We start from the raw sequence: 24,893 nt of genomic DNA, 5'->3' as shown, positions 1-24,893 counted from the left end.
CATGCTCGATATCCTCGCAGACAGAACCTATCGCCATCTCTTCGCCGCGCAGATCGTAGCGCTTCTCGGCACCGGGCTCGCCACGGTGGCGCTGGGGCTGCTGGCCTATGATCTGGCCGGGGACAAAGCGGGGATGGTTCTGGGCACGGTCTTCACGATCAAGATGGTCGCCTATGTCGGCATCGCGCCGGTGGCAGGCGCCTTCGCCGACAGGGTGAACCGACGGGCGCTTCTGGTCACGCTCGACCTTGTCCGCGCCTGCGCGGCGCTGGCACTGCCCTTCGTGACCGAGGTCTGGCAAGTCTATGTGCTGATCTTCCTCCTGCAATCGGCCTCCGCCGCCTTCACCCCGACATTTCAGGCGACGCTGCCGGATGTGCTGCCGGAAGAAGAGCGCTACACCCGCGCGCTGTCCCTGTCCCGACTGGCCTATGACCTTGAGAATATCGTCAGTCCCACGCTCGCCGGGCTGCTCCTGGCGGTGATGAGCTACAATAGCCTGTTTCTCGGCACGGTCGCGGGGTTTGCGGGCTCGGCGCTGCTGGTCGTGTCGGTGACCCTGCCGAGCCCACAGGCGGCAACCCGGCGCGGCATCTACGACCGGACCACACGCGGCATCCGGATCTATCTTGCGACACCCCGACTGCGGGGACTTCTGGCCGTGAACCTTGCCGCGGCCGCGGCGGGCGCGATGGTGCTGGTGAACTCGGTCGTACTGGTACGCGGCGGGCTCAACCTCTCGGACAGCGATCTGGCCTGGACAATGTTCGCCTTTGGGGCGGGGTCGATGCTGGCGGCGCTAGGCCTCCCGCGCCTGCTCGAGCGCGTGCCGGATCGCCCGGTGATGCTGTCCGGTGCAGCCGTGATGATCGGCACGCTCCTCGGCCTTGCCGTAGCGATCTCGGCCATCGGGCTGAGCTGGCCTCTGCTGCTCGCGGCATGGCTGACGACGGGCTTGGGCTATTCGGCAGTGCTGACACCGTCGGGTCGCTTGCTGCGACGGTCCTCGCACTCCGAGGATCGACCGGCCCTCTTCGCCGCGCAATTTGCGCTGAGCCATGCCTGCTGGCTGATGACCTATCCACTTTCCGGCTGGCTGATGACTGAGTTTGGCGCGGTCACTGCGCTTCTCGGGCTCGCAGGGTTGGCGACGTTCGGCCTGATCGTGGCGCTGCGCGTCTGGCCCTCCGGCGATCCGGTCACGCTGGAGCATCGTCACGACAATCTCTCGCCGGATCATCCGCATCTTCAGGGCCATCGCACGCATCGCCATCCGCTGGTGATCGACGACCTTCACCCGCATTGGGGCACCCGCTTCTGAGGCTCAGGCGGTCGCGAGCGGCAGTCGCACGCGACCGCACCGACGACCAGACAGAGGCTTCGCGGCAGATCGAAAATTGCGGGATAACATTTTCACCATGCAGCAATCGGTCTTCTGCCGCAGGAATTATTAACGGCCATTTTGGGCCGTTCGCAGCACCTGAAGGGAAGGGCGGTTTTCGGTCATTCGCTGCGCTTCTGCCGAATGTCGGCTCTCTACCGAGATTTCCCCTCTCGCCAAAGGGAGAGCATGGATATTGGCTGCACCCGGTACGAATGGCCGGTCCCATGCTCAGACAGTTTGGGCAGTCCGCCGCATGACGTGCCTTCCCTGATCACCATGCAAGCGGGCGGAGCAGGCGTAAACTCGGCGAGCTATCTTCTTCGTCCGTTTCTCATAAAATGCAAGAATTCGCCGTGTCGCCAAGGATTTCGGCGGCGGCGAGGAAAATCTGGACTGCAGAGAGCGAGGCTCGGCGATGGAAGCGACAACGGAACGACATCACATCGTCGGCGGCGGCATCGCGGGCCTTGCCACGGCGGTCTTTCTGCTACGCGACGCGGGCGTGGATGGCGCGGCGATCCATGTCTACGAACAACTCGGCACCGCGGGCGGTTCGCTGGACGGATCGGGCGATGGCGAGGACGGGTATCTCGTCCGCGGTGGCCGGATGTTCGAGGAGCATTTCGCCTGCACGTTCGATCTGCTCGGCTCGATCCCCTCGGCGGACGATCCCGCCACCTCGGCAGCACAGGACATCTTCGCCTTCAACCGCATGGTGCCCGGCTCGGCCAATTGCCGTATCGTGCGCGACGGCAAACCCGCAGAGGACCGCTTTGACCTCACGCTCACGGCGCAGGACATCGTGGATATCAACCGCCTGATCCTGCATCGCGAAGGATCTCTCGGCAACCAAACGATCGAGGACTGGTTCCAGCCCAACTTTCTGGACAGCAACTTCTGGCTGATGTGGTCGACGATGTTCTCCTTCCAACCATGGCATTCCGTGGTCGAGATGCGGCGCTACCTGCGACGCTTCATCCATCTCTTTCCCGGTTTCACCCGGATCGCCGGCATTCTGCGCACGCGCTATAATCAGTATGATTCCCTTATCGCACCAATCGTGAGCTGGCTGCGCGACCGAGGCGTGCAAATCGTCACCGGCACGCAGGTCGTCGACGTGCGGATCGAGGGCACGCGGCAGGACCGCCGCGTCAGCGCGCTGGCCTTTGCCAGCGGCGAGGAGATCCCGGTCGCCGAGACCGACAAGGTCTATCTCACGCTAGGGTCGATGACCGATGCCTCGGTGACGGGGACGAACGATCGCGCGCCCAGCCGCGATGACCACGAGGGCGGCGCCTGGACGCTGTGGCGAAAGCTGGCGGCGGAGCATGAGGGCTTCGGCCGCCCGGAGGTGTTCTGCAGCGAGACTGACAAAACCGCGTGGCATTCTTTCACGGTCACGCTCGACAGCCCCGATTTCTTCGAGTTCATGGAGGATTTCACCGGCAACCGCACGGGCACGGGCGGGCTGGTGACCTTCGCGGATTCGGGCTGGACGCTCTCGATCGTGCTCTTCCACCAACCCCATTTCCGCGGCCAGAAACACGGCACCTATGTCTTCTGGGGATATGGCCTGCGCGGAGATCGTCCCGGCGACTTCACCGCAAAACCGATGTGGGAGGCGACCGGCGACGAGATCCTGACCGAGTTGTTCGGCCATATGGGCCTGACGCCCGAACAGCAGGGCTGGTTCAAGACCGCCCGCGTGATCCCCTGCCGGATGCCGTTCATCACCAGCCAGTTCATGCCGCGTCAGCCCGGGGATCGCCCCGACACCCGACCCAGCGGCGCCAGCAACTTCGCGATCATCGGGCAATTCTGCGAACTCCCGCGCGATTGCGTCTTCACGGTGGAATATTCCGTCCGCTCGGCCCGGGCCGCGGTGGCGAGCCTGACGGGACGGATCACACCTCCCCCGCCGGTCGCACGCACGGACCTCGACCCGAAAGTGCTTTTCAACGCCGCGCGGGTGCTGATGGGCATGTAGCCGTTCAGAACGTGCGGCCTGTGGCCGATGCCGGCTCGGTCTGCCACAGCCGTCGGCGACGCGCTGACCGGAACGGCAACGCGGCTCAGGAGGCCAGCTTCTTCTCGGCAGCGAAGGGGCTGAGGCCCAGCCATTTCTGCATCGACGCCACCACGTCTCGGGACCCGATAAGGTCGAGCTTGCGGGCGGCCTTCGACACGGTCGTGAGGCCCATCCAGATCTCTGTCATCGTACGCAAATCCGTCGTGACAAAGAGGTCCACATCGAACCCCGGATCGACCTGACACAGATCGACATCGCCGCTCGCCTCCACGATCAGCCACCATGAGGATTTTGACGCCGCGAGCTCGGGGAAGTGGAAATTCAGGATAGTCCGGCCCGGAGGAAGCGGTGAAGGATCGAGATTGCGGCGCATGTCCCACATCAGCAGCGACACATCGAGGCGCTCCAGAGACGGCTCGGATTCCACCCATTTCTGCCCCCAGATGCCGAAGGCTTCGACAAGCGGCAGCAGGTCCTCTCCCGCATCGGTGAGAAGGTAGTCGACGGCTTGAGTGCCCTCGACCGGGTGTCTCTCGACGATTCCTGCCGCTTCCAGTTCCCGCAGGCGCTGCGCAAGCAGCGTGCGCGACATGCGCGGGACACCTCGCCTGATATCGTTGAAGCGGGTCGATCCGGCCACGAGTTCGCGCACGAGGACCATCGTCCACCGGGTGCAGAGGATTTCGGCGGCCATCGCGACCGGACAGAACTGGAAATAGCTGGCGTTGGACATCGGAGATCTCCTCCATGGCTTTTCCCAGCATAGCGCAAATTGCGCTTCTTGTATCCAACTCTGTGCCCGCACCCTGTGCCCGAGCGGGCCGGTCCAGTTTCGCCACTGGTTTGAGACTCGCGGCGCGCTCATCCTTTCAGAACCGCAAACAATCGAACGCGGCAGACGCGCGAGGGGTGGATCGCGTCGCTGTGCGCCATGATCTCACAGGGAGGAAGACATGTCGGATATCATTGAAATGAACGGGCTGGACGGCACGCGCAAGAAGATCACCGGCGCGGACCGGGAGGCCCTTGGAGCCGCCCTGCGCGGCAAGGCCCTGATCGAGGGAGATGAGGGCTATGACACCGCGCGGTCGATCTGGAACGGGATGATCGATCGCAAACCGGGGCTCGTCGTGCATGCGATGGGAGCCAGCGACATTCAGGCCGCGGTCGCCTTTGCCAAGGATAAAGGGCTTCGGATGGCCGTTCGGTCCGGCGGTCACCAGATTGCCGGTCTCGCAGTCGAGGACGGCTCGCTGATGCTGGATCTGTCGGGCATGCGCTCGGTTCACGTCGATCCTGAGGCCGGGACCGTCCGGGCCGAGCCGGGCGCGACACTGGGCGACGTCGATCGCGAGTCGCAGGTGCATGGGCTTGCCGTGCCTGTCGGCGTGAACTCGACAACCGGGATCGCTGGGCTGACACTTGGTGGCGGCTTCGGCTGGATCACCCGGAAATACGGGATGACGGTCGACAACCTCTTGTCGGCCGACGTGGTGCTGGCCGATGGGCGCTGCGTCAAGGCGTCGAAGACGGAGCATCCGGACCTTTTCTGGGCGCTGTGCGGCGGGGGCGGGAATTTCGGGGTGGTGTCCTCCTTCGAATTCCAGGGCCACGCCATCGGTACCGAGGTTCTGTCCGGCCTCGTCATCCATCCCTTCGCGGAGGCGGCCACTCTGCTGCCGAAGTTTCAGGAGATATGCGACAAGGCCCCGGACGAGCTGACGGTCTGGTCGGTCTTGCGCAAGGCGCCGCCCCTGCCCTTCCTGCCGGAAGACTGGCACGGGCGAGAGGTGCTGATCTTCGCGGCCTGTTACGTCGGCGACATGGCCAAGGGCGAAGAGGCGATGCGCGAGCTGCGAGCCCTCGGCACGCCTATTGTCGATGTGATCGGCCCGCATCCCTTCACCGGCTGGCAGGCGGCCTTCGATCCGCTGCTGACGCCCGGCGCGCGCAATTACTGGAAGAGCCGGGACTTCCTGAAGCTCGGCCCCGGCACGATGGAGGCGATACTCGGCGCGGTCGAGGAGCTTCCCGATCCGCAATGCGAGATCTTCATCGCCCATGTCGGCGGCGCGATGGCTCGCGTGCCATCGGACGCGACCGCCTATCCGCAGCGCGACAGCCACTTCACCATGAACGTTCACACCCGCTGGGACGACGCGACGAAGGACAAGGCCTGCATCGCGTGGGCGCGCGACCTGTTCAACGCAACGGCAATGGATGCGGCACCCAGTGTCTACGTGAACTTCCTGCCAGCGGATGACGCGGATCGCCTTGCCGAGGCCTATGGCGGCAACCTCAACCGGTTGCAGGAGATCAAGGCACGCTACGACCCTACGAACCTCTTCCGGGTCAATCACAACATCCAGCCGCAGCGTGTGCAGCAGGCCGCGCAATGAGCCCTCATCCCGGGCGCGACCCAGCGCCCGGGGTCAAAGCAGCAAACACTTCGGATAGCGAACAAGGAGCAAGAGCGATGGAACAGACCCTCTACGACCGGCTGGGCGGAAAGCCCGGGATCAAGGCGCTCGTCGACGATGTCCTCGAGGCGCATATGGTAAACCCCGCAATCAGCGCCCGTTTCCTGCCATACCGCGAAAGGCCAGACGACCTGAACGACGCCAAGGCCCAACTCTGCGCTTTCTTCGGCGCAGGCAGTGGCGGCCCCGAGCAATATACCGGGCGCGACATGGTGGCGGCGCATCGCGGCATGAATATCAGCACCGGCGAATACATGGCCGCAATCGACGACATCATGTCGGTCCTCGCCGCGCATGAGGTCGACGAGATGACCCGCAAGGACGTGCTGATGATCGGCTATTCTCTCAAGGGCGACATTACGAACCAGTGAACGTGTTCGACCGGGGTGGCTGTGTTGTCAATATTCGGACGCAGCTACGGGAACCTCGCTGCCTTTTACGCTCCGGTTAGTCGGCACTGACACTCGGCGTGCCAAGCTCAGGCGACCAATACCTCGAAGTATTGGCATTTCGACTTCAATTCGACTGGCACCTTCTGGCTGGCCGGAGCTAATCTCGAGATGAGCTAAGAACACTTGGTGAACGCAGCTAAGCCAACCCTTCTGTCAAGCCGAGCGATTTTTCGGCTCGATAGCGTGATCGGACTACCGAAAATACCTTGCCGCGCCGAAATCGCGCACCTATCCGCAGGACATCCAACTGTGGCAAAAACCACGGACAACGCAGAAAATCCTTAACGACTTCAAATCCTTAAGACTGAATCCAAGACAGCCCCGCTCCCTACCGCCGGGGCCAAATCTCTCGCAAAAGACTGACTTCAAAGAGAAAAGCCCAGAGTTCGCTCCGGGCTTTCTTTTTTCACTTCCCGAAGGCACAAACGCGGCACGCTCCGAGGCACATTTGCGGCACGGAGCGACGGAGCCGCGCCGGTGGCTTACTGAGCGTCGCGCGCCGCCTGCACCGCTTGCATCCGCTCGGGCCATGTCGATCGGATGAAGCCCAGGATATCGAGGATCTGCGCGTCATCGAGCGTTCCGCCGAAACCCGGCATCCCGCTTGGGAAATCGGCGACCCCGCGCGCGGCCAGCGCATCCGCCCCACCCTGCTTGACGTAATCGAACAGCAACGCGGTCTCGTGGTGCCAAGTGTGCCCGCTCGCGTCATGCGGCGGGCCGGGTAGAACGCCGTCGGGTCCCGCCTCGCGCCAATCGGGCTGGCCTTCGAGCTGCGCGCCATGGCAGCTCGCGCAGTTCTGCGCATAAAGAGCTTTGCCCGCCGCGATATCGCGGCCGTCGAGCAGACTGGCGGCGTGCGCGCCCCCTGCCCCGAGCAAGACCACGGCAACCAGACCTACGGCTTCAATTCGCATCGCCGCTTACTCCCGATACTCGTCGTGGCACTCCTTGCAGGTCACCCCGAGCTTGACGAGAGCAGGTCCAAGCGCCTGCCGGGACTCGATCGGCTCCGAGAGCGAACCGGCCGCTTTCTCCAGCGCCTGCGCCTGACCGCGGAAGTCATGGAATTCGTCCCAGATCGACGGATGGGCCTCGGATTTCGGGTCCTGCGCCTCGGGCTCGAAAAGCACCGGAATCTGTCCGGCCTCGGCCTCGATCCGGGTGATCGCGCGCCGGACCTTCTCGGCTTCGAAGTCTCTCTCGCCCTTCGCCATCGTGCTCAGAAGCTTCATCTCGGTCCCGAGCCGCTTCATGCCTTCCATCCGTGCGAGAACCTGCGGATCCTCCACCCCGCCATGCGCGAACGCCAACGGCGCCCAGCCGAGCAGGAACAGGGTCGTCATCAGGGGTTGTTTCATAGTCACTCCTTTCAACGTCATCTCAGGTCACCTCGATCCAGGACGACATCCCCGCCGCCGCATGGGCGAGCATGTGGCAGTGCAAAAGCCATTTGCCCGGATTGTCGGCGGTGAACGCGACCTCGTGGCTACGTCCGGCAAAGGTCAGCACCGTGTCGCGCATCGGACCGAGGCTTCCATCCTCAAGCACCTCGCGGAAATGCATCCCGTGCAGGTGCATCGCATGCGGGAAGGCGGTGTCGTTGACGAAGCGTAGCCGCACCGGCTCGCCCCGTGACAGCTGCGCAAACGGCGCATCCCCCGGCCCCGGCTTACCTGCGAGCGTCCAGAAATTGCCGCTCTGCATCAGCCCCTGCATCTGGTTGCGCGACATCCGCCCCATCGCGCCGCCTTCGATCTTCATCTCCAGCGGGCGGGCCTGCGTCAGATCGGGCGGGGCCATGTTCGGATTGGGCGGCAAAGGCGCAGGCGCGTCACGCCGCGAGCGGCTTGCCTCACCTGAAATCTCGAACGCGACCTGGCTGTGCCATTGGTCGTCATTGCCCAACCGCTCGATCGCCGCCTGAGCCCCGTCACTGGTGACATCGACGATCAGATCGACGCGCTGCGCGGGCGCGAGGACCAGTTCCTCGGGAATGGGCTCCGGCGCGGGCAGCGGCATCCCGTCCAGCGCCACCTGCCAGCCCGTAAGACCGGTCAGACGCAGCACGAAAATCCGCGCATTGGCGGCGTTGATCAGGCGCAGCCGCAACCGCTCGTGGCGTTTCGCCGTCAGGGTCAGGGCGTAATGCCCGTTGGTTCCGACCAGATTGCCGAAGCGCCCACCGTGACTGAGGTCCATCGGATGGGTGAAATCCTGCTCGAGCTGCGCGGTCTCGGGATCGAGCAGCCAATCGTCGAGCAGCAGCACCTCGTCGCGATCGACATCCGGCGCGTCGGGCTCCTCGATGATCAGCGCACCGGAGAGACCGCGCGCGACCTGCTCCATCGAATTCGTATGCGCGTGATACCAATAGGTGCCCGCGTCCGGCGCGACGAAATCATAGTCGAAGGTCTGGCCGGCCGGCACCGCGTCTTGCGTCAGCCCCGCCACGCCATCCATCGCGTTGTCGATGCGGATGCCGTGCCAATGCACCGAGCTTGGCACATCGAGTTTGTTGACGAAGCGGCGTTGCAGGCGCGCGCCTTGCGGCACCCGCAGCTGCGGCCCCGGCAGCGTGCCGTCATAGGACCAGACCTCGGTTTGCGGATAGCCCTCGGGGGCGATCTGGGCCATGGCGCGCTGCGCGGTCAGCGGCGTCGGGGCGGTCTGTGCCCTACCCATGCGCGCTGTCAGCGCCGTGGCCCCCATTCCGGCAAGGACCGCGCGGCGGGTCAGTTGGAAATTCTGCATCTCACTCGATCCCGTTCGCGCGCTGCAATTCGCGCACGTAAGTGACAATATTGGCGACGTCGCCACGGGTCAGCCCCTCCTGCGGGGGCATGTTGCCGAACTTCCAGTGATGCGCGCGCACGCCCGCCTGAACGGCGGCCTGGAAGGCCATGTCCCCGTGATGGGACGGCTCGTAGATCTTGTGAACGAGGGGCGGGCCGAAACCCATCTTGCCGGTGGCATTCGCGCCGTGACAGGCCGCACAGGTCGCGTCGAAAGCGCGTTTGCCCATCTGGGCCTGTTCGGAGAGCGTATTCGGCAAGGTAACAGCGACAAGCGGATCGCCTTTGGCAGGCGTAGCCGCCTCTGCCTCACTCGCGGTGTCGGGTTGCATCACGAGCCAACCGCCCGCGGCGAGGGCCGCAACGACGGCGGCAGAGAGAATATAGCGTTTCATAGAGTATCCTGTTCGATCATGCGCCCGGATTGCGGGCGCGAGAGACAAGCCCCCGCAGGGGCCAGCGACGGTGTGATCGATCAGATACGCGGTGGTGGAAGGTCGAGCTGCGGCTCATGCGCCAATGGTGCGGGCGTCTCCGCAGGCAGGAGCGTCACGGACAGGTCCGCCCGGCTCAGCGAGAATTCCGGCGCGAAGTCCAGCGTGGCCGAGACCATCATCTGCGCATGGGGACAGGATTGGTCCGGCGTCGAGCCCGCCTCGTGATGGCTATCGGGACAGGCGGCGCAGTCGCTGACGGTGATTGCGTCCATCGCATCCATCGCACGCGCATGGGTCATCGCAGCGGCAGGTGCGCCCAACTGCGAAAGACCGATCAAACAGACCAGCCCGATCATGACGATATGCAGCGCTTTGCGCATGGCTCTCCCGCTTCTCCCTGCCCTCTATCTGGTGGGCTCTGGCGCGGCTGTCAATTCCCGCGCTGCCCCATCAGGTCATCGAGGATCGCACAATCGGGGGCATCGTCGCCATGACATTGCGCGATCAGACGCTGGAGTTGTGCCTCCAATGCACTGAGAGAGGCGATCTTCTCGCGCACGGCTTCGAGGTTTTGCTGCGCAAGCGCACGCACATCGCGACTGGCCCGCCCCTCGTCGGCGCTCAAGCTGAGCAGGCGGCGACATTCCTCGAGCGAGAACCCCAGATGGCGCGCCTGCGCCAGAAGCCGCAGCTGCTCCACGCAGGCGTCCGAGAAATCGCGATAGCCATTCGCGCGCCTGTCCGGCGTGACGAGGCCGATCTCCTCGTAATAGCGGATTGTCTTGACCGGCAGCCCGGTCTGCGTCGCGGCGGTTCCGATATTCATCTGCATAGGCCTCCTGCGCCTAATATAAACCTTCCAGTCACTGGAAGCAAAAGTCACGCTCGCGTGAGGGCCGCTGGAACATAGGGACGCGGGACCGGGTTTAGGAAAAAGATCGGTTATACTCTTGACCCTCCAGCAGCTGGAAGCCCTATCTGATCGGGCGAAGTTGCCGAAAGGATGAACGGATGACATCGCAACACGCCCACAACGAGACCCACGACACGCAGGATACAGCGGACGCGATCACGCGTGACCCAGTCTGCGGAATGACCGTGGACCCGAATGCCGACAAGCCAAGTGCCGAGCATGACGGGCATCTCTACCACTTCTGTTCGCAAGGCTGTCACGACAAGTTCGTGGCCAAGCCCAATGACTACATCAAGGCCACCGACCCGGTCTGCGGGATGTCGGTCGAGCGCGCGACCGCGAAATATATGGCCAAGCTCGACGGCGAGCGGTTCTATTTCTGCTCCGAGGGCTGTCAGCACAAGTTCGAGGCCCGGCCCGAGGATTATCTGGGCGTTCGTCCCGCTGCCAAGGCAATGCCCGAAGGCACGCAATATACATGCCCGATGCATCCCGAGATCGTCGAGGACAAGCCCGGCGATTGCCCGAAATGCGGCATGGCGCTGGAGCCGATGAGCCCCAGTGCCGATAGCGGCCCGAACCCGGAACTCGTGGATTTCCGGCGCAGGCTCTGGATCATGGGGCCGCTGGCGGCTGCGGTCTTCGTGCTGGAGATGGGCGCGCATATCGGGCTGCCCGTCGCGGAGTGGATCGGGCCGAAAGCCTTCCTTTGGCTGCAATTCGCGCTGGCGACCCCAGTTCTGTGGTTCGCGCGGCCCTTCTTCGTGCGCGGCTGGAAATCGGTGGTGAATGTCTCGCCCAACATGTGGACGCTGATCGCGCTCGGCACCCTCGCGGCCTATCTGTTCTCGCTCGCGGGGCTTCTGGTGCCGGGCATCTTCCCCGCCGAGATGCTCAATGAGCACGGCCTGCCGCCGGTCTATTTCGAGGCCTCGGCGGTGATCCTCGTGCTGGTTCTGGTCGGGCAGATCATGGAACTGACGGCACGCGAGAAGACCGGTGACGCGATCCGCGCGCTGATGGACCTCGCGCCGAAGACCGCGCGCCGCGTGGGCGAAAATGGTGACGAGGACGTGCCGCTCGATCAGGTGCAGACGGGCGACAAGCTGCGCGTGCGCCCGGGCGAGACCGTGCCGGTCGATGGAGTTGTCGCGGAAGGCTCCTCTGCCATCGACGAGAGCATGATCACCGGCGAGCCGGTCCCGGTCGAGAAAACGCAGGGCGACGCGGTCACCGGCGGCACGCTCAACAAACAGGGCAGCTTCGTGATGGAGGCGCAGGCAGTGGGCTCGGAAACCACGCTCTCGCGCATCGTCGAGATGGTCGGCAAGGCGCAACGCTCGCGCGCGCCGATCCAGGGGCTGGCCGACCGTGTGTCGCTCTATTTCGTGCCCGCGGTGGTGATCTGCGCCATCCTCGCCTTCATAGCCTGGCTCGCCTTCGGCCCCTCGCCCGCACTGGGCTATGCGACCGTGGCCGCCGTCTCCGTCCTCATTATCGCCTGCCCCTGCGCGCTGGGTCTCGCCACGCCGATGTCGGTGATGGTCGGCACCGGGCGCGGCGCAAGCGCGGGCGTGCTGATCCGTGACGCCGAAGCGCTGGAACGCTTCGCCAAGGTCGACACGCTGATCGTCGACAAGACCGGCACGCTGACCGAGGGCAAGCCCGCGCTGACCGATGTGATCGCGGACGGGGCCTCCGAGGACGAGGTCAAATCCCTCGCCGCCGCACTGGAACGCGGCTCGGAACACCCGCTGGCCGAGGCTATCGTGCAAGGGGCCGAGGATGCGCCCAAACTGGACGCCGAAGGCTTCGAGGCGGTGACCGGCAAGGGCGTCACAGGCCGCGTCGACGGTGCGCAGATCGCGCTCGGCAACGCCGCCCTGATGGAGCAGATCGGCGCGGATACCTCCGCTCAGTCCGACACGGTCGAGCGTCTGCAATCGGACGGTAAAACCGCGATGTATCTCGCCCGCGACGGCAAGGTGATCGGGGTGATCGCAGTGGCCGACCGGATCAAGGAGACCACGGCGGATGCGATCCGCGCGCTCCATGACGAGGGGCTGCGGATCGTGATGGCCACGGGCGACAGCGAGGGCACCGCAAGGGCCGTCGCGCGCGAGCTGGGCATCGACGAGGTCCATGCCGGGGTCTCGCCCGAGGACAAGGCCGCGCTGGTCGAGAAGCTGCGCAAGGATGGTGCCTCGGTCGCGATGGCGGGTGACGGGGTGAACGACGCACCTGCGCTGGCCGCTGCCGATGTCGGCATCGCGATGGGCACCGGCGCGGATGTCGCGGTGGAGAGCGCAGGGCTCACGCTGGTCAAAGGCGACCTGACCGGCATCGTCCGCGCGCGCCGTCTGGCCGAAGGCGTGATGCGCAACATCCGCCAGAACCTGTTCTTCGCCTTCGCCTATAACACCGCGGGCGTGCCGATCGCAGCGGGCGTGCTCTACCCTGTCTTCGGCGTGCTGCTCTCGCCGGTGATCGCGGCGCTCGCGATGAGCTTCTCGTCGGTGTCGGTGATCGGCAACGCGTTGCGTCTGCGGAGGCTGAAGCTGTGACATCCCCGATGAAAGATGACAGAGTTACGCAAAACTCCGGAGGACCCATGACTCGTTATCTCAGCATTCTCGCCCTCGTGGCTTTGCCTACGCTCGGTCACGCCCAAATGATGGACGACCATGCGGATGGAAGCGCGCATGACATGATGTCGGGCGATCACATGATGGACGATGAAGATATGGGCGATCACGGCGACATGGCGTCCCATGACGACCACATGATGTCCGACGACGCCCATGCCGACGGGCAGATGCCGATGACCTCGACCGCGCAGATGCCCGGCATGCAATCCGGGGACACGGGCGCGATCACCGAGCCGGGCCAGTCCGCCTTCGCGGCCATTCAGGAGATCGTCGCCTATCTGCTCGCCGATCCCGACACGGATTGGAACCGCGTCAATATCGAGGGCCTGCGCCAGCATCTGATCGATATGAACAACGTCACCCTGCGCGCCAAGGTCAAAGAGGACGACATCGAAGGTGGCGCGCGCTTCGAGGCAACCTCGGACGACCCCGAGGTCACCGCCTCGATCCGCGCGATGGTGCCCGCTCATGTCGCGACGATGAACGGGGTCGAGGGCTGGGAGATGAGCGCCGCGGAAATCCCCGGCGGCAGCGCGCTCACCGTGACCGGCGCGGATTCGCAGAAGATCCGCGCGCTCGGCTTCATCGGCATCCTGACGGTCGGCGCGCACCATCAGCCGCATCATCTGGCGATGGCGAAGGGCGAGATGATGTCGGGGCATTGAGGCCTAGACAGCCGACGGCGGCTGACCCGCCTTTCGAAAAAGCGAAGCGGCAGGAGTTTCCCCCTGCCGCTCCACGTCCCGGCACGTCGTGTGGCGAGCATCGGCCGGTTCGCGTAGAACCTCACATCGCTCAGCCTTCATGCCGGGAATTCCGGTCCTGATCTTCGCGAAGACCTATTTCTGGGCGCTGCGCGGCGCTGTGCTTTCCGCGTTCGCAGCTTTCTCCTCGGACAGAGTCCGGAAGAAATGAGGCCAGGCGAGGGCGGCATGGCCCTTGTTGGTCGCGATGTCATTCGTCTGGGGCTTCTTGCCCGTTGGCATTTTTTCGACAGCCATGTTCGGCCCTCCATTTTACCCGCGAGGGATACTCGCGGAATTCCTCTGGATGACCGAAAGCTTCGGTCAGTTTCGCTCGTGTCTCGGCGGTGCCTCCAAGGATGAGGCGCGATGCGGCGTCCGTCCGGTCCCGAGCCGTCGGGGCTTTCGGGGTAGATCACGGAAGACGCCGTCGAAGTCGTGTTTGCGGGGCATAGTCCCGCTCTGGTCGCGAAGTCCGGTCTGAAGACCGGCTACGGAACCGCATAAGCTGGTGCCAGATTGCAGGCGGTCTCACGACCGTCGCGTCCGGTTCCGAAGTCTCAGGTAACGGCCTGTCTGTCTTCGCGCAGAGAGAGACCTGCGCGCGCAAGGGCCGAGATGTGGACGAAGATATCCCGTCTGCAGAATAGATCAGCCAAGCTCAGTCATTTCAGCAGGAAGACCGGAGCCGGCAGAGAAGATAAATTACAGATGAGACGAGCGTAGTCCGGTATACCTAAGTGACCGCGGCCCCTTTTGCAAAGGAAATCAGCAGCGAGCGAACGGCACGCACGGCCAGGGCTTTCCGAGCGCGCAATTTATATCCCGTACAATCAAGCCGTTGCGCGAAAATTCCGACGCCGAAACGCAATTTCCTCGTAATTTGGGCGCAAATCCCTTATGTCTGCACTCGCATATCTTAATTCTCGGACCCTGTTCCTCCCGGCTCAGCGACGATCTTGAGCTTTGTCGGGCCGCAGCTTTTCAAAGGCGGCAGTAAGGAAAAGGAGCTTCCCATCGGCCCATGGTGCCGTGACGCCGTTCGAGCAGACCAACCCATTCAGCCCTCCTACCGGGATGAACTTGGTCGATACCGCAATTTCTGCCCCTCGCGACCTCCACGAGAGCTTCGCATGTCAGAGGGGCCGGACCGCGATCCGCGCGCATTGACGCTGACGCCTCGCGATCCGCTCGGGATACCAAACCGGCGCGCCCTCGCGCGCAGACCTAATTCACCGCATAGAAACGGCTTAGCCCGCACTATGCCTCCGTGATCGCGCGACCGTTCAAATCGGAGCCGTCACGACCGCTTAGAAAGATACGAACCTTGATCGAAATTTACTGGGGCAAACCCATCTCCCTCGTCGTGTCGCCGGACGGCGACGTCAAAACCTTCAGCACCATCGAACAGGTGCATTACTGGCTGCGCGAGAAATGGCCGGTCACTGATACCGCACAGATCCGTGCAATTGACCGCGTCGAAGCGGCCATGGAATGTCTGGGCACCGTGGGCGACGCGCGAAGCGCGTTCCTCGGGGCCGCGACCACCGCCGGCTTTTCGCCTTTCGAAACGATGGATCACCCGATTGCAGCCTGATCACACAGCACATACGGCGTCGCGCGCGCGACGCGGACGGGCCGGCTCGGCGCCGCGGTTCGAAGGTCTACGCTCGAAGCTCTTTGACGGGGCCTTCGGAGCGTGGACGGCACTGCAAGCGCCGATGATCCCGGTCCTCGCGCTGGCGCGGCGCCCCCGGCTCGTGCGCGCCGCCGTGCGGGTCTGGACTGGTGGGGTCTTCGCGCTCGCACGCGGGATCCTGCGGTTGCGCGTGCGCGAGCAAGGGCTCGAGAACAAGCATCTCGACAGCCCCTGCATCTATGTCTGCAACCACCAGTCCACATGGGAGACGCTGGCCTTCAACCAGCTCGTGCCCGATGTCTGCATCATCGCGAAACACGAATTGCGGCGTATCCCGATTTTCGGCTGGTTCCTCGAACATTCGCCGATGATCCTGATCGACCGCAGCGGCGGCGGGCGCGCCCTCGCCGGGATGATCACCCAGGCGCGCGAAGAGGCTGCCAAAGGCCGCTCGATCCTGATCTTCCCCGAGGGCACACGGGTCGGCGTGAACGATCGCTGCGAATTCCAGCCGGGTCTCATCGCGCTTTATCGCAAGCTGGGCCTACCGATCGTGCCGGTTGCGCATAACGCGGGCCATGTCTGGCGCAGGGACGTGAAGACCGGGGGCACGATCACCGTCGCCTATTTCCCGGCAATCCCGCCCGGGCTTCCGGGCGCCGAGGTGAGCGCGCAGGTCGAAGCGCTTCTCAATGTCGAGAAAGACCACCTGCCCCCCTGCACAGCTCTGAGCGACAACGCAAAATAGGTCGCGCCCTTTTGGCATTGGGCCGCTCTCGCCTCTTGTGAGGCGGCCCTGCTGGCCCCGTGCCTATCGAGCTTCGAATTTCTGACCGCGACACATCCCAGACATATTGATATCGGTGACACGCAGGCCGATCAGGCATTTCTCAAGCTGCGATGAAGATCTAAGGTCGACATCCTGTTGGACGCGCGGCCCCACCGCTATGCATGAAGGTTCTTTCCATGGCCACCAAACCGATGTTGCACCCGCGCAATCAACACCGGGCGGGGTACGACTTTGAACGTCTGATCGTGCAAACCCCGGAGCTGGAGGCATTCACGACGAGAAACCCGCGCGGTCGGATGACGATCGATTTTTCGGACGTGGACGCGGTTCGCATGCTCAACCGTGCACTCTTGCGGACGCATTACGACATTGATTTCTGGGATATTCCGGCCACTTATCTATGCCCTCCGATCCCCGGCCGTGTCGATTACATCCACTATCTCGCGGATCTTCTGGCCGAGTGTAACGACCATGAGATCCCGCACGGGCGCGAGATCAAGGCGCTCGACATAGGGACCGGCGCCAGCCTCGTCTACCCGCTGACCGGTCAGCATGAATATGGCTGGGAGTTCACCGGCGTCGATATCGATCCGGTGTCGATCAAGTCGGCAGCGGAGATTTGCGACCGCAACGGTCTGAACATCGAGCTCAGACGCCAGACTGATCCCGAGGACATCTTCGACGGCGTGATCGGTCCCGACGACATCTTCCATGTCACCCTGTGTAATCCGCCGTTTCATGCGTCCGTCGAGCAGGCGGACAAAGGCACCCAGCGCAAGTGGCGGAATTTGGGAAAAGGTCACTCGAAGAAACTCAATTTCGGCGGCCAGAACGCCGAACTCTGGTGCCCCGGTGGCGAGATCGGCTTCATCGCCAGAATGATCGAGCAGAGCATGGACGTCGCCGATCAATGCCTGTGGTTTACCTCTCTGGTGTCGAAGAAAGACAACCTGCAGCCAATTTCCAGACTGCTTCGCAAAGCGAGGGTTGCCGAGTCCAGAGTCGTCGAAATGGCTCAGGGGCAGAAGACAAGCCGGTTCATAGCCTGGACCTATTACCCCGAAGCACAGCGATCCCTATAGGGGGACCGGGTTCGTCGACAGGACGCAAGGGGTGGCGCCTGCTCAAGAGCGACGGGCGCATTCGAAAGGACTTCGGATCACGTCGCGCTCTCGGCGCATCGCGCGAATGCCGCGGACATTTGTCTGGATCGCCGCCGACGCCAGCGTCCCCCGCGCTCTGCGCGACGACCTGACCGCCCGCGGTCATCCGAAGGAATGGCTGAAGGCGGCAGGATACTGGATTGCCGGACAGGCCGACGGCTCGGCCAAGGATCTGTGAGAAGCGCAGGCCCGCGCGGAGATTTCCGCCGCGGGCCCGAAACCGGGCCCACCGAGAGCGTCAGGTGCGCGCGACACTCAAGCCGCAGGCCGCCGCCAGCTTTCGCGGTGGTAAGCGCTGTCCCAGAACCGCCATTCATGCCAGCAACTTCGCGCGAAGGCCCGGTGCATCCGCTGGCGGGCGGCCTCATCGGCCTTCGCGCCCAGCCTATCGGTCAGGTCCAGCATCCGCTCCACGCTCTGATCGAAAGCCTCTCCCGAATAGGTCGCGATCCAGGCGGCATATGGGTTCGCGTCCCCGCTGACCTGCGCAATTTCCCGGCCGATATCGCGATAAATCCAGAAGCAGGGGAGTAGCGCCGCTACCGCCTCGGGGAAATCGCCTGTCGTGGCACTGCGCAGAAGGAAGGACACGTAGTGATCGCAGGCGGCTGAGGGCTCGATCTTCGCGAAATCGTCGGCCGAGACACCGAACAGCCCCATGTAATGCGCGTGCAATTCCCGCTCGACCGCGATCGCCCCTGCCGCCGATCCCGAGAGCTGCGCGACGGTCGGTGCATCGGGGGCTTTCGCGGCAGCAAGTGCGAGCGCCCGGGCGAAGCCTTCGAGGTAGTGGGCGTCCTGAATGATGTAGCCTTGGAACGTTTCCGGATCGAGGCGCCCCTCTGCCAATTCGCGATTGAAGGGCATGTCGTGGATCTGTCGACGCAGCGGTGCGGTCGCCTGCGCGAGGTCTTGGGTAAAGCTCATTGGCTGTCCTCCTGAAAAGCGTGGAAATGGTGCACCGGTCCGTGACCCGCCCCGACGGACAGCCTGTCTGCCCCTGCAATCGCGGCGCTCAGATAAGCCTTCGCGCGGCGTGTCGCGTCCGGAAGCGGCTCCCCCGCTCCGAGCCACGTCGCCAGCGCCGAGGACAGGGTGCAGCCGGTGCCGTGGGTGTTGCGCGTCGCGATGCGGGGCGCGTCGAGGCGGAGTTCCTCTTGCTCGGTGACCAGCAGGTCCGGGCTTTGATCGCCCTGCAGATGCCCGCCCTTCAGCAGCACCGCACGCGGCTCGAGCGCGCGCAGCGCATGGGCCTGATCGCGCATCTCCTCAAGCGTCGTCGCCTCGGCGCAGCCCAAGAGATCGGCGGCCTCGGGCAGGTTCGGCGTGATAAGATCAGCGCGCGGCAGCAGGCCGCGAAGCGCGGTCACCGCCGCCTCTGCCAGCAGCCGATCGCCGCCTTTCGCGACCATCACCGGGTCGAGCACCACCGGGCAGTCGAGCCCCGCCAGCCCCTCGGCCACGGTCTCGATGATCGCGGCATCGCCCAGCATCCCGATCTTGATCGCGTCGATCCGGATGTCATCGCGCAGCGACGCCATCTGCGCCGCGATCAGCCCGGTATCGCACAAGCTGACCGCCTGCACGCCGCGCGTATTCTGCGCAGTCAGCGCGGTGATCACGCTCATCGCGTAGCCGCCATTGGCGGAAATGGCCTTGATATCGGCCTGAATGCCCGCCCCGCCCGATGGGTCGGAGCCTGCAATGGTGAGGATATTGGGGATCATATGTCGCTCCATGCGTTGCGCAGGGTTCGGGTGGCGCGCGCCATGTCAGAGGCGCGCGAGATGGCAGAGATCACCGCGACACCGGCACCGCCCGCTGTCCGGATCGCGGATGCATCGGCAGCGGTGATCCCGCCGATCGCGAGACAGGGGAGGTCCGTGCGTGCGGCGATCGCGGCAAAGCCCGCATGGCCGATTGGGGTGGCGTGGTCGGGCTTCGAGCCGGTCGCATGGATCGGTCCGACGCCGAGATAATCGACGCCGGGAGGCACGGCACCGATCTGCGCCTCGGTCTCGATGGAGAGGCCAAGGAGCATGTCGGGCCCGATCCTGCGACGGATCGCGGAGGGGTCGCCATCGCTCTGGCCGATATGGAGGCCAGCGGCGCCGATCTCGATGGCCACCGCGACCCGGTCATTCACGATCAGCGGGACGTCATAGGGGGCGAGCGCCGAGATCAGCGCCCGGGCCAGTGCTGCGAATTCCGCATCGGGGAGCGTCTTGTCGCGCAGCTGCACCCAGCCCGCGCCGCCCTCAGCCGCAGCGATAGCCTGCGCGATCACGGGCTGCGGGGCGTCCGGGTCGGTGACGAAACAGATGGGCGGGATCATGCGGTCTCGATCCGCGCGCCGGCGGTCAAGGTGTCGGCGTCGATGGCATGGAGCGCATCGAGGAAGGCGACCTGAAAACTCCCGGGGCCGTTGGCAGTCGCCCCGGCGCGTTCTCCGGCGAGCCCGAAATAAGCTAGCGCCGCGAGAACCGCCTCGAACCGGGGCTGACCTGCCAGAAAGGCGGCGACGACACCGGTGAGCGAACAGCCCAAAGCGGTCACGCGGGGCATCATCGCATGGCCATTCGCAACCCGCGCGGCGCGCTCCCCATCGGTCACAAAATCCACCGCGCCGGTCACTGCGACCACGGCCCCGCTATGGCGCGCCAAGGCGCGCGCGGCGCCTTCAGCCGTCGCGACGCTCTCAGTGGAATCCGCCCCTTTCCCCGCGCCGGCCTCGCCCGCAAGCGCAAGGATCTCCGACGCATTGCCGCGGATCACCGTCGGACGCAGCTCCACCAGCCGCGCCCCGAGCGCGCGCCGATAAGCCGTCGCGCCGACCGCGACAGGATCCAGCACCCACGGAATATCCTTGGCGCGCGCGACCGTCGCCGCCGCCTCCATCGCCTCCGCCCATGGCGGCGACACCGTGCCGATATTGATACTCAGCGCCTGCGCGAGCCCTGCGAACTCGGCCGCCTCCTCGCGCGCATGGACCATCGCGGGCGAGGCTCCCGAGGCGAGCAGCACATTCGCCATCACGTTCATCGCGACATAGTTGGTGATGTTATGAACGAGCGGCGCGGTCTGCCGCATCGACGTGAGATATTGTCCGGGGTCTTCCATCGCACTCTCCTTGGCTGCGGGCAGCAGGAGGTGTGCGAGGGGGCAAAGGCGGGACTGCGCCTGACCGTCTCACGCGCCTCCCTCCGCCGGCATTATCCGGTTCAGGTTCTAAGGGTTCGTCTCAGCCCGGTTTCCCGAGCGCCCCTGTCGCTTCGCTCAAAGAGGTGACACCGTCGGAGCCCCCCGTCAAGCGGGGTAACGACAAGCGGGGGCCTCGATGGTTCGCGTCTGTCCGATCGCGCGTTCTTGGCGATCTATCCGGCGCGCCGCCCTTGCAGAGCCCTGCCCCATCCTTTAGAGGCCCGCTCAACCGGTCGCAGCCTACCCGGTCATCAAAACAAGGGTTCAAATATGAAGACTCTCGTCATCTGCTCGGGCGGACTCGATTCTGTATCGCTCGCCCATATCGTCGCCGCTGAGGGCAATCTCACGCGGCTCGTCTCCTTCGACTACGGCCAACGGCACCGCAAGGAGCTTGATTACGCCGCCGCCGCCGCGCGCCGTCTGGGCGTCCCGCATCATCTCATCGACATGCGCCCAATCGGTGCCGCGCTGACCGGATCGGCGCTGACCGACGATATCGACGTGCCCGACGGGCATTACGCCGAAGAAACGATGCGCATCACAGTCGTCCCGAACCGCAACGCGATCATGCTGGCCATCGGCTTCGGCGTGGCCGCCGCAAATGGCGACGAAGCGGTGGCGACTGCGGTGCATGGGGGCGATCACTTCATCTATCCCGATTGCCGACCCGCCTTCACCGAGGCCTTCGATGCGATGCAGCGCATGGCGCTCGACGGCTATGCCGATGTGCGACTTGAGACGCCTTTCGTGCATCGCTCCAAGGCCGACATCGTGGCCGAAGGGGCCAAACACGGCACGCCCTTTGCCGAGACGTGGTCGTGCTACAAAGGCGGCGAGGTGCATTGCGGGCGCTGCGGCACCTGTGTCGAGCGGCGCGAGGCGTTCCATCTGGCGGGCGTCGCGGATCCGACCGCCTATGCCGATCCGGATTTCTGGGCCAAGGCCGTTGCCGAGAAGGAGGCCCGCTGATGTTCCGTATCCGCAAGGAGTTCCACTTCTCCGCCTCGCATCAGCTCTCGCATCTGCGCGAAGATCATCAATGCGCGCGCCTGCACGGGCATAATTACATCGTGGTCGTCGAGCTGGCTGCCGCGACGCTCGATGAAAACGGCTTCGTGCGCGACTATCACGATCTGAAACCGCTCAAGGCCTATATCGACGACACTTTCGACCATCGCCACCTGAACGACGTGATGGAGGTGCCCTCGACCGCCGAGAACATGGCCAAGCATTTCTACGACTGGTGCAAGGCGCGTTGGCCCGAGACCAGCGCGGCGCTGGTCAGCGAGACGCCCAAGACCTGGGCCGAGTATCGTCCATGACCACCCTGCGCATCGCCGAGATTTTCGGCCCGACCATTCAGGGCGAAGGCGCGCTGATCGGCGAGCCCACGCTCTTCGTGCGCGCGGGCGGCTGCGACTACCGCTGTTCGTGGTGCGACAGCCTCCACGCGGTCGACAGCGCCTATCGTCACACATGGGCGCCGATGAGTTCCGAGGAAGTCTGGACGGAGCTGCGCCGCCTGTCGGGAGACCGGCCACTGACGATCTCGCTCAGCGGCGGAAACCCGGCCATCCAGGATTTCGGACCGCTGATCGCGCTCGGGCGAGCCGCCGGTTACCGCTTCGCCTGCGAGACGCAGGGGTCTGTCGCGCGGCCTTGGTTCGGCGATCTCGACACGCTGGTGTTGTCGCCCAAGCCGCCCTCGAGCGGGGAGCAGGTCGATTGGGGCGCCTTTGCCAAGTGCGTGGCAGCCGGACACTCGGCCCGCAGCACCGTGATGAAGATCGTGATCTTCGACCGCGCGGATTACGATTGGGCGAAGGACGCCCATGCCCGCCACCCGGATCTGCCGCTTTATCTTCAGCCGGGCAATCCCGAGGTCGACCCGGAGGTTCCGGTCGATCCGCAGGGTCTGGCCGACCGGCTTGGCTGGCTGACGGACACCGCTATGGCGGATAACTGGTTTGCGCCCCGCATCCTGCCGCAGCTGCATGTCCTGATCTGGGGCAACAAGCGCGGCGTTTGATCCACCTCGGGTCGGACGCCCCGAACATCACTCGGGCGCGACCCGCGTCACGCAGCGGTACGGTTTGCGAAACTCGTGACGCGACGCACCATTTCGTCGAAATCGAATGGCTTCAACAGAACTTCGGTGTCCGTAAGCGTCGTGGCGGTTGCCGCTTCCTCGTCATATCCGGTCATGAACATCACCCTCAGATCTTCTCGCGCTTCGCGCGCCCGGGCCGCGAGTTCCCGGCCCGTCATGCCGCCCGGCAAGCCGATATCCGTCAGGAGAAGCGTCACCTCGGGCTGGTCCTGCAGCACCTGAAGCCCGGCCGCCGCATGGGCCGCCTGATAGACCGTGAAGCCTGCCTCTTCCAACGCCTCCACGACGACGAAACGCACGATCGCCTCATCGTCGACGACGAGGATCGTGTGTCCGCCCCCTGTGGCGGGCTCCTCGCTTACAGGCAGATCCACCTCGGCGCGCGCGACCGTCTCGACCGAGCGCGGGAGGAAAATGTTCACGGTCGTCCCCTTGCCCAGTTCGGAGTCGATCGTCGCGCAACCGCCGCTTTGGCGCGCGAACCCGTAGACCATCGAAAGCCCGAGGCCGGTGCCCTTCTCGCTGGGCTTCGTCGTGAAATAGGGATCGAAGGCTTTCGAAATTTCCTCCGCAGTCATCCCCGTTCCGGTGTCGTGCACGGACAGACGCAGGTAGTCGCCGGGCGGAAGCTCCGAGTTCTCGGTCTCGATGGTCTCGTTGGTCGTGCCGATCGTGATCGTGCCGCCATCGGGCATCGCATCGCGCGAATTGATGCACAGATTGAGAAGCGCGCTCTCAAGCTGGTTCGGGTCGACCATCGCGGGCCAAGCCTCCGCGTTCTGCTCCGCCCTTACCAGAATATGCGGCCCGATGGTGTGCCGCATCAGGTCTTCCATGCTGCGGACCAGTTGCGTCACATCGGTGGGCTTGGGCATCAGCGACTGCTGACGCGAGAAGGCGAGCAAACGCTGTGTAACGCTGGCGGCCCGCTCGGTCGACGCTTGCGCGGCTTCGAGATAACGCAGGATTTCCTCGCGACGCCCGTCTTCGAGCCGCTTCGCGACGAAGTCGAGCGACCCGGAAATCGCCGTGAGGAGATTGTTGAAATCGTGGGCGAGCCCCCCGGTCAACTGCCCGACGGCCTCCATTTTCTGGGCTTGCCGGAGCTCTCCCTCCCGCTGCATGAGCTTCGCGGTCTGCTCTTCGACGCGCTGCTCCAAGGTTTCATTCAGCTTGGACAGCTCGGCCGCCGCCTTGTCGCGCTCTTCGAGAATGGCGCGCCGGTCATCGAGATCCATCAGAACGCCTGCGAAGATGCGCGGCGTTTCGGCCTCCATCCGGCCATTCGCTTCGACCCAGTGATACAGCCCGTCGGCCCGCTTGACGCGAAACTGATATGCATACGGCGTCGTCTGCTGCGTGGCGCGATCGATCGCCGCCATGAGGCCTGGCTTGTCGTCCTCATGAACGTTCACGACAATCTGGTCGATCGTCAGACCTGCAGCGCCCTGCGCGGGATCGAGCCCCATGCTGCGCGAGAATTCTTCATCGAGATCGAAGGTTTCGCTGTCGAGATACCAGACCCAGGTGCCAAGGATCGCCCCGGCCGACAGCGCGCGTGCGATATGACGCGCGTTCTTTTCCGCGCGGCGCTGGCTTTCCCGTAGCTCGCGCTCTTTCCGTTTGCGTTCGGTGATATCGCGAAACAGAACCGCGACCTGCGCCTTCGCGGCGGGCTCCACCCGCGTCGCGGAGACCTCGACGTGGCGCCCCACCTCGACGAATTCGCGCTCGAACCGCAGGGGCTCCCCGGTTCTGAGCACTTCGCCGTAGATTTTGACCCACTCGGCCCCATCTTGCGGGGCGACATCGAACACGGTCTTGCCGACGATATCGTCGATCCCGGTATGTCTTTCGTAACCGGAATTGGCTTCGATATGGACATAGTCGCTGAGGGGACCTCTGGGCCCATCGATGAACTGGATGACGCAGAATCCGTCATCGATCAGCTCCATCAGGGCCTTGTAGCCGGCATCAGGAGCCGCGTCGTCCTCAGTTCCGCGCGCATCACGCCGGAAAGCTTCTTGCCAAGTCACATAAGATCCAATGCAGGTAAGTGCGTCTCCACCACTGCCCAGAGATATATCTTTTCCTTAATCTTACAAA

At 64.4% G+C, this 24,893-nt stretch carries 26 protein-coding genes, 1 pseudogene and 1 riboswitch; of the genes and pseudogenes, 13 read left to right on the top strand and 14 right to left on the bottom strand.

The features are described from left to right. Position 1 precedes the first annotated feature (1 nt). Positions 2 to 1,321, top strand: a complete 1,320-nt coding sequence (locus tag AKL02_RS08790; RefSeq protein WP_083077795.1) for an MFS transporter — start codon at positions 2 to 4, stop codon at positions 1,319 to 1,321. Between the two features lie 478 nt (positions 1,322 to 1,799). Beyond that, complete coding sequence (locus tag AKL02_RS08785) at positions 1,800 to 3,371, top strand: oleate hydratase (RefSeq protein WP_083077794.1); 1,572 nt, start codon at positions 1,800 to 1,802, stop codon at positions 3,369 to 3,371. 85 nt (positions 3,372 to 3,456) lie between these two features. On the opposite strand, the gene AKL02_RS08780 is transcribed toward AKL02_RS08785, so the two are convergent. Continuing rightward, entirely contained in the window at positions 3,457 to 4,146 is a 690-nt protein-coding gene (locus AKL02_RS08780; protein ID WP_083077793.1) for a winged helix-turn-helix transcriptional regulator, read from the bottom strand. Positions 4,147 to 4,366: 220 nt separating this feature from the next. Between AKL02_RS08780 and AKL02_RS08775 the strand changes: the two genes are divergently transcribed. Both AKL02_RS08775 and AKL02_RS08770 read left to right on the top strand, forming a co-directional pair. After that, a complete protein-coding gene (locus AKL02_RS08775) occupies positions 4,367 to 5,812 on the top strand; it encodes an FAD-binding oxidoreductase (protein ID WP_198453273.1) in 1,446 nt (481 codons plus the stop codon). Positions 5,813 to 5,889: 77 nt separating this feature from the next. Next, positions 5,890 to 6,264: a group I truncated hemoglobin gene (locus AKL02_RS08770; RefSeq protein ID WP_083075556.1), complete on the top strand. Its 375-nt coding sequence runs from the start codon at positions 5,890 to 5,892 to the stop codon at positions 6,262 to 6,264. 563 nt (positions 6,265 to 6,827) lie between these two features. Here the strand turns inward: AKL02_RS08770 and AKL02_RS08765 are convergent. From AKL02_RS08765 to AKL02_RS08740, 6 genes are all read right to left on the bottom strand, one after another. Then, positions 6,828 to 7,262, bottom strand: a complete 435-nt coding sequence (locus AKL02_RS08765; RefSeq protein WP_083075553.1) for a c-type cytochrome — start codon at positions 7,260 to 7,262, stop codon at positions 6,828 to 6,830. Positions 7,263 to 7,268: 6 nt separating this feature from the next. Next, entirely contained in the window at positions 7,269 to 7,706 is a 438-nt protein-coding gene (locus AKL02_RS08760) for a c-type cytochrome (protein WP_165756927.1), read from the bottom strand. 22 nt (positions 7,707 to 7,728) lie between these two features. Further along, entirely contained in the window at positions 7,729 to 9,099 is a 1,371-nt protein-coding gene (locus tag AKL02_RS08755) for a multicopper oxidase family protein (RefSeq protein WP_083075550.1), read from the bottom strand. Position 9,100: 1 nt separating this feature from the next. Further along, a complete protein-coding gene (locus AKL02_RS08750; RefSeq protein WP_083075547.1) occupies positions 9,101 to 9,535 on the bottom strand; it encodes a c-type cytochrome in 435 nt (144 codons plus the stop codon). 80 nt (positions 9,536 to 9,615) lie between these two features. After that, positions 9,616 to 9,957, bottom strand: a complete 342-nt coding sequence (locus AKL02_RS08745) for a hypothetical protein (RefSeq protein ID WP_083075544.1) — start codon at positions 9,955 to 9,957, stop codon at positions 9,616 to 9,618. 50 nt (positions 9,958 to 10,007) lie between these two features. Then, positions 10,008 to 10,403 carry a MerR family transcriptional regulator gene (locus AKL02_RS08740; RefSeq protein WP_083075641.1) on the bottom strand — a complete coding sequence of 132 codons (396 nt, stop codon included), beginning with the start codon at positions 10,401 to 10,403 and terminating at the stop codon, positions 10,008 to 10,010. Between the two features lie 185 nt (positions 10,404 to 10,588). On the opposite strand from AKL02_RS08740, the gene AKL02_RS08735 reads away from it, so the two are divergent. Both AKL02_RS08735 and AKL02_RS08730 read left to right on the top strand, forming a co-directional pair. Continuing rightward, positions 10,589 to 13,054: a heavy metal translocating P-type ATPase gene (locus AKL02_RS08735; protein ID WP_083075542.1), complete on the top strand. Its 2,466-nt coding sequence runs from the start codon at positions 10,589 to 10,591 to the stop codon at positions 13,052 to 13,054. 47 nt (positions 13,055 to 13,101) lie between these two features. Further along, positions 13,102 to 13,803 (top strand): DUF2946 domain-containing protein, encoded by a 702-nt coding sequence (locus AKL02_RS08730; RefSeq protein WP_083075539.1) that lies wholly within the window; start codon positions 13,102 to 13,104, stop codon positions 13,801 to 13,803. Between the two features lie 174 nt (positions 13,804 to 13,977). Here AKL02_RS08730 and AKL02_RS08725 read toward each other — a convergent pair whose 3' ends face one another. Continuing rightward, the gene (locus tag AKL02_RS08725) at positions 13,978 to 14,139 is read right to left on the bottom strand and encodes a hypothetical protein (protein WP_165756926.1); all 162 of its coding nucleotides are present in this window, start codon (positions 14,137 to 14,139) and stop codon (positions 13,978 to 13,980) included. Between the two features lie 305 nt (positions 14,140 to 14,444). Beyond that, positions 14,445 to 14,519: pseudogene (locus AKL02_RS21245) on the bottom strand (cold-shock protein); the annotation flags it as partial. 689 nt (positions 14,520 to 15,208) lie between these two features. Between AKL02_RS21245 and AKL02_RS08720 the strand changes: the two are divergent. The 4 genes from AKL02_RS08720 (at position 15,209) to AKL02_RS21075 (ending at position 17,651) form a co-directional block, all read left to right on the top strand. Next, positions 15,209 to 15,478, top strand: coding sequence for a DUF982 domain-containing protein (locus tag AKL02_RS08720; protein ID WP_078519165.1), 270 nt, complete (start codon positions 15,209 to 15,211; stop codon positions 15,476 to 15,478). A 124-nt stretch (positions 15,479 to 15,602) separates the two neighbouring features. Next, positions 15,603 to 16,268 (top strand): lysophospholipid acyltransferase family protein, encoded by a 666-nt coding sequence (locus tag AKL02_RS08715; RefSeq protein WP_083075536.1) that lies wholly within the window; start codon positions 15,603 to 15,605, stop codon positions 16,266 to 16,268. 218 nt (positions 16,269 to 16,486) lie between these two features. Beyond that, entirely contained in the window at positions 16,487 to 17,392 is a 906-nt protein-coding gene (gene rlmF, locus AKL02_RS08710; protein WP_083075533.1) for a 23S rRNA (adenine(1618)-N(6))-methyltransferase RlmF, read from the top strand. 106 nt (positions 17,393 to 17,498) lie between these two features. Beyond that, positions 17,499 to 17,651 carry an SIP domain-containing protein gene (locus tag AKL02_RS21075; protein ID WP_232621745.1) on the top strand — a complete coding sequence of 51 codons (153 nt, stop codon included), beginning with the start codon at positions 17,499 to 17,501 and terminating at the stop codon, positions 17,649 to 17,651. A gap of 77 nt (positions 17,652 to 17,728) precedes the next feature. On the opposite strand, the gene tenA is transcribed toward AKL02_RS21075, so the two are convergent. From tenA to thiM, 4 genes are read right to left on the bottom strand one after another with little or no spacing between them, the layout of a single operon-like run. Next, positions 17,729 to 18,400 carry a thiaminase II gene (gene tenA, locus AKL02_RS08700; RefSeq protein ID WP_083075530.1) on the bottom strand — a complete coding sequence of 224 codons (672 nt, stop codon included), beginning with the start codon at positions 18,398 to 18,400 and terminating at the stop codon, positions 17,729 to 17,731. Beyond that, positions 18,397 to 19,200 carry a bifunctional hydroxymethylpyrimidine kinase/phosphomethylpyrimidine kinase gene (gene thiD, locus AKL02_RS08695; RefSeq protein ID WP_083075527.1) on the bottom strand — a complete coding sequence of 268 codons (804 nt, stop codon included), beginning with the start codon at positions 19,198 to 19,200 and terminating at the stop codon, positions 18,397 to 18,399. Before thiD ends, tenA begins: the two co-directional genes overlap by 4 nt. After that, on the bottom strand, positions 19,197 to 19,808 hold the full coding sequence (gene thiE / locus AKL02_RS08690) for a thiamine phosphate synthase (RefSeq protein WP_083075524.1): 612 nt from the start codon (positions 19,806 to 19,808) through the stop codon (positions 19,197 to 19,199). Before thiE ends, thiD begins: the two co-directional genes overlap by 4 nt. Continuing rightward, a complete protein-coding gene (gene thiM / locus AKL02_RS08685; RefSeq protein ID WP_083075521.1) occupies positions 19,805 to 20,593 on the bottom strand; it encodes a hydroxyethylthiazole kinase in 789 nt (262 codons plus the stop codon). Before thiM ends, thiE begins: the two co-directional genes overlap by 4 nt. Before the next feature lie 61 nt (positions 20,594 to 20,654). Further along, positions 20,655 to 20,749: riboswitch (TPP riboswitch) on the bottom strand. 195 nt (positions 20,750 to 20,944) lie between these two features. On the opposite strand from thiM, the gene queC reads away from it, so the two are divergent. From queC to queE, 3 genes are read left to right on the top strand one after another with little or no spacing between them, the layout of a single operon-like run. After that, the gene (queC, locus tag AKL02_RS08680; RefSeq protein ID WP_078519173.1) at positions 20,945 to 21,646 is read left to right on the top strand and encodes a 7-cyano-7-deazaguanine synthase QueC; all 702 of its coding nucleotides are present in this window, start codon (positions 20,945 to 20,947) and stop codon (positions 21,644 to 21,646) included. After that, positions 21,646 to 21,999 (top strand): 6-carboxytetrahydropterin synthase QueD, encoded by a 354-nt coding sequence (gene queD / locus AKL02_RS08675; protein WP_083075518.1) that lies wholly within the window; start codon positions 21,646 to 21,648, stop codon positions 21,997 to 21,999. Before queC ends, queD begins: the two co-directional genes overlap by 1 nt. Further along, positions 21,996 to 22,706, top strand: coding sequence for a 7-carboxy-7-deazaguanine synthase QueE (gene queE / locus AKL02_RS08670; protein ID WP_083075515.1), 711 nt, complete (start codon positions 21,996 to 21,998; stop codon positions 22,704 to 22,706). Before queD ends, queE begins: the two co-directional genes overlap by 4 nt. 47 nt (positions 22,707 to 22,753) lie before the next feature. On the opposite strand, the gene AKL02_RS08665 is transcribed toward queE, so the two are convergent. Beyond that, positions 22,754 to 24,742 carry an ATP-binding protein gene (locus AKL02_RS08665; RefSeq protein ID WP_108722318.1) on the bottom strand — a complete coding sequence of 663 codons (1,989 nt, stop codon included), beginning with the start codon at positions 24,740 to 24,742 and terminating at the stop codon, positions 22,754 to 22,756. Positions 24,743 to 24,893 lie beyond the last annotated feature (151 nt).

Source organism: Thioclava electrotropha (assembly GCF_002085925.2).
Taxonomy (GTDB): domain Bacteria; phylum Pseudomonadota; class Alphaproteobacteria; order Rhodobacterales; family Rhodobacteraceae; genus Thioclava; species Thioclava electrotropha.
Note: the sequence above shows the minus strand (reverse complement) of the source record. Positions and strands in the feature narration are given on the sequence as shown.

Coding starts and splice junctions, on each gene's coding strand:
- queD (WP_083075518.1), top strand. CDS start 21,646: ATGTTCCGTATCCGCAAGGAGTTCCACTTCTCCGCCTCGCATCAGCTC.
- thiD (WP_083075527.1), bottom strand. CDS start 19,200: ATGATCCCCAATATCCTCACCATTGCAGGCTCCGACCCATCGGGCGGG.
- AKL02_RS08730 (WP_083075539.1), top strand. CDS start 13,102: ATGACTCGTTATCTCAGCATTCTCGCCCTCGTGGCTTTGCCTACGCTC.
- tenA (WP_083075530.1), bottom strand. CDS start 18,400: ATGAGCTTTACCCAAGACCTCGCGCAGGCGACCGCACCGCTGCGTCGA.
- AKL02_RS08755 (WP_083075550.1), bottom strand. CDS start 9,099: ATGCAGAATTTCCAACTGACCCGCCGCGCGGTCCTTGCCGGAATGGGG.
- AKL02_RS21075 (WP_232621745.1), top strand. CDS start 17,499: ATGCCGCGGACATTTGTCTGGATCGCCGCCGACGCCAGCGTCCCCCGC.
- AKL02_RS08740 (WP_083075641.1), bottom strand. CDS start 10,403: ATGAATATCGGAACCGCCGCGACGCAGACCGGGCTGCCGGTCAAGACA.
- AKL02_RS08665 (WP_108722318.1), bottom strand. CDS start 24,742: ATGGAGCTGATCGATGACGGATTCTGCGTCATCCAGTTCATCGATGGG.
- AKL02_RS08725 (WP_165756926.1), bottom strand. CDS start 14,139: ATGGCTGTCGAAAAAATGCCAACGGGCAAGAAGCCCCAGACGAATGAC.
- AKL02_RS08735 (WP_083075542.1), top strand. CDS start 10,589: ATGACATCGCAACACGCCCACAACGAGACCCACGACACGCAGGATACA.
- rlmF (WP_083075533.1), top strand. CDS start 16,487: ATGGCCACCAAACCGATGTTGCACCCGCGCAATCAACACCGGGCGGGG.
- AKL02_RS08760 (WP_165756927.1), bottom strand. CDS start 7,706: ATGAAACAACCCCTGATGACGACCCTGTTCCTGCTCGGCTGGGCGCCG.
- AKL02_RS08790 (WP_083077795.1), top strand. CDS start 2: ATGCTCGATATCCTCGCAGACAGAACCTATCGCCATCTCTTCGCCGCG.
- queC (WP_078519173.1), top strand. CDS start 20,945: ATGAAGACTCTCGTCATCTGCTCGGGCGGACTCGATTCTGTATCGCTC.
- AKL02_RS08745 (WP_083075544.1), bottom strand. CDS start 9,957: ATGCGCAAAGCGCTGCATATCGTCATGATCGGGCTGGTCTGTTTGATC.
- AKL02_RS08750 (WP_083075547.1), bottom strand. CDS start 9,535: ATGAAACGCTATATTCTCTCTGCCGCCGTCGTTGCGGCCCTCGCCGCG.
- AKL02_RS08785 (WP_083077794.1), top strand. CDS start 1,800: ATGGAAGCGACAACGGAACGACATCACATCGTCGGCGGCGGCATCGCG.
- queE (WP_083075515.1), top strand. CDS start 21,996: ATGACCACCCTGCGCATCGCCGAGATTTTCGGCCCGACCATTCAGGGC.
- AKL02_RS08780 (WP_083077793.1), bottom strand. CDS start 4,146: ATGTCCAACGCCAGCTATTTCCAGTTCTGTCCGGTCGCGATGGCCGCC.
- AKL02_RS08765 (WP_083075553.1), bottom strand. CDS start 7,262: ATGCGAATTGAAGCCGTAGGTCTGGTTGCCGTGGTCTTGCTCGGGGCA.
- AKL02_RS08770 (WP_083075556.1), top strand. CDS start 5,890: ATGGAACAGACCCTCTACGACCGGCTGGGCGGAAAGCCCGGGATCAAG.
- thiM (WP_083075521.1), bottom strand. CDS start 20,593: ATGGAAGACCCCGGACAATATCTCACGTCGATGCGGCAGACCGCGCCG.
- AKL02_RS08775 (WP_198453273.1), top strand. CDS start 4,367: ATGTCGGATATCATTGAAATGAACGGGCTGGACGGCACGCGCAAGAAG.
- AKL02_RS08715 (WP_083075536.1), top strand. CDS start 15,603: ATGATCCCGGTCCTCGCGCTGGCGCGGCGCCCCCGGCTCGTGCGCGCC.
- thiE (WP_083075524.1), bottom strand. CDS start 19,808: ATGATCCCGCCCATCTGTTTCGTCACCGACCCGGACGCCCCGCAGCCC.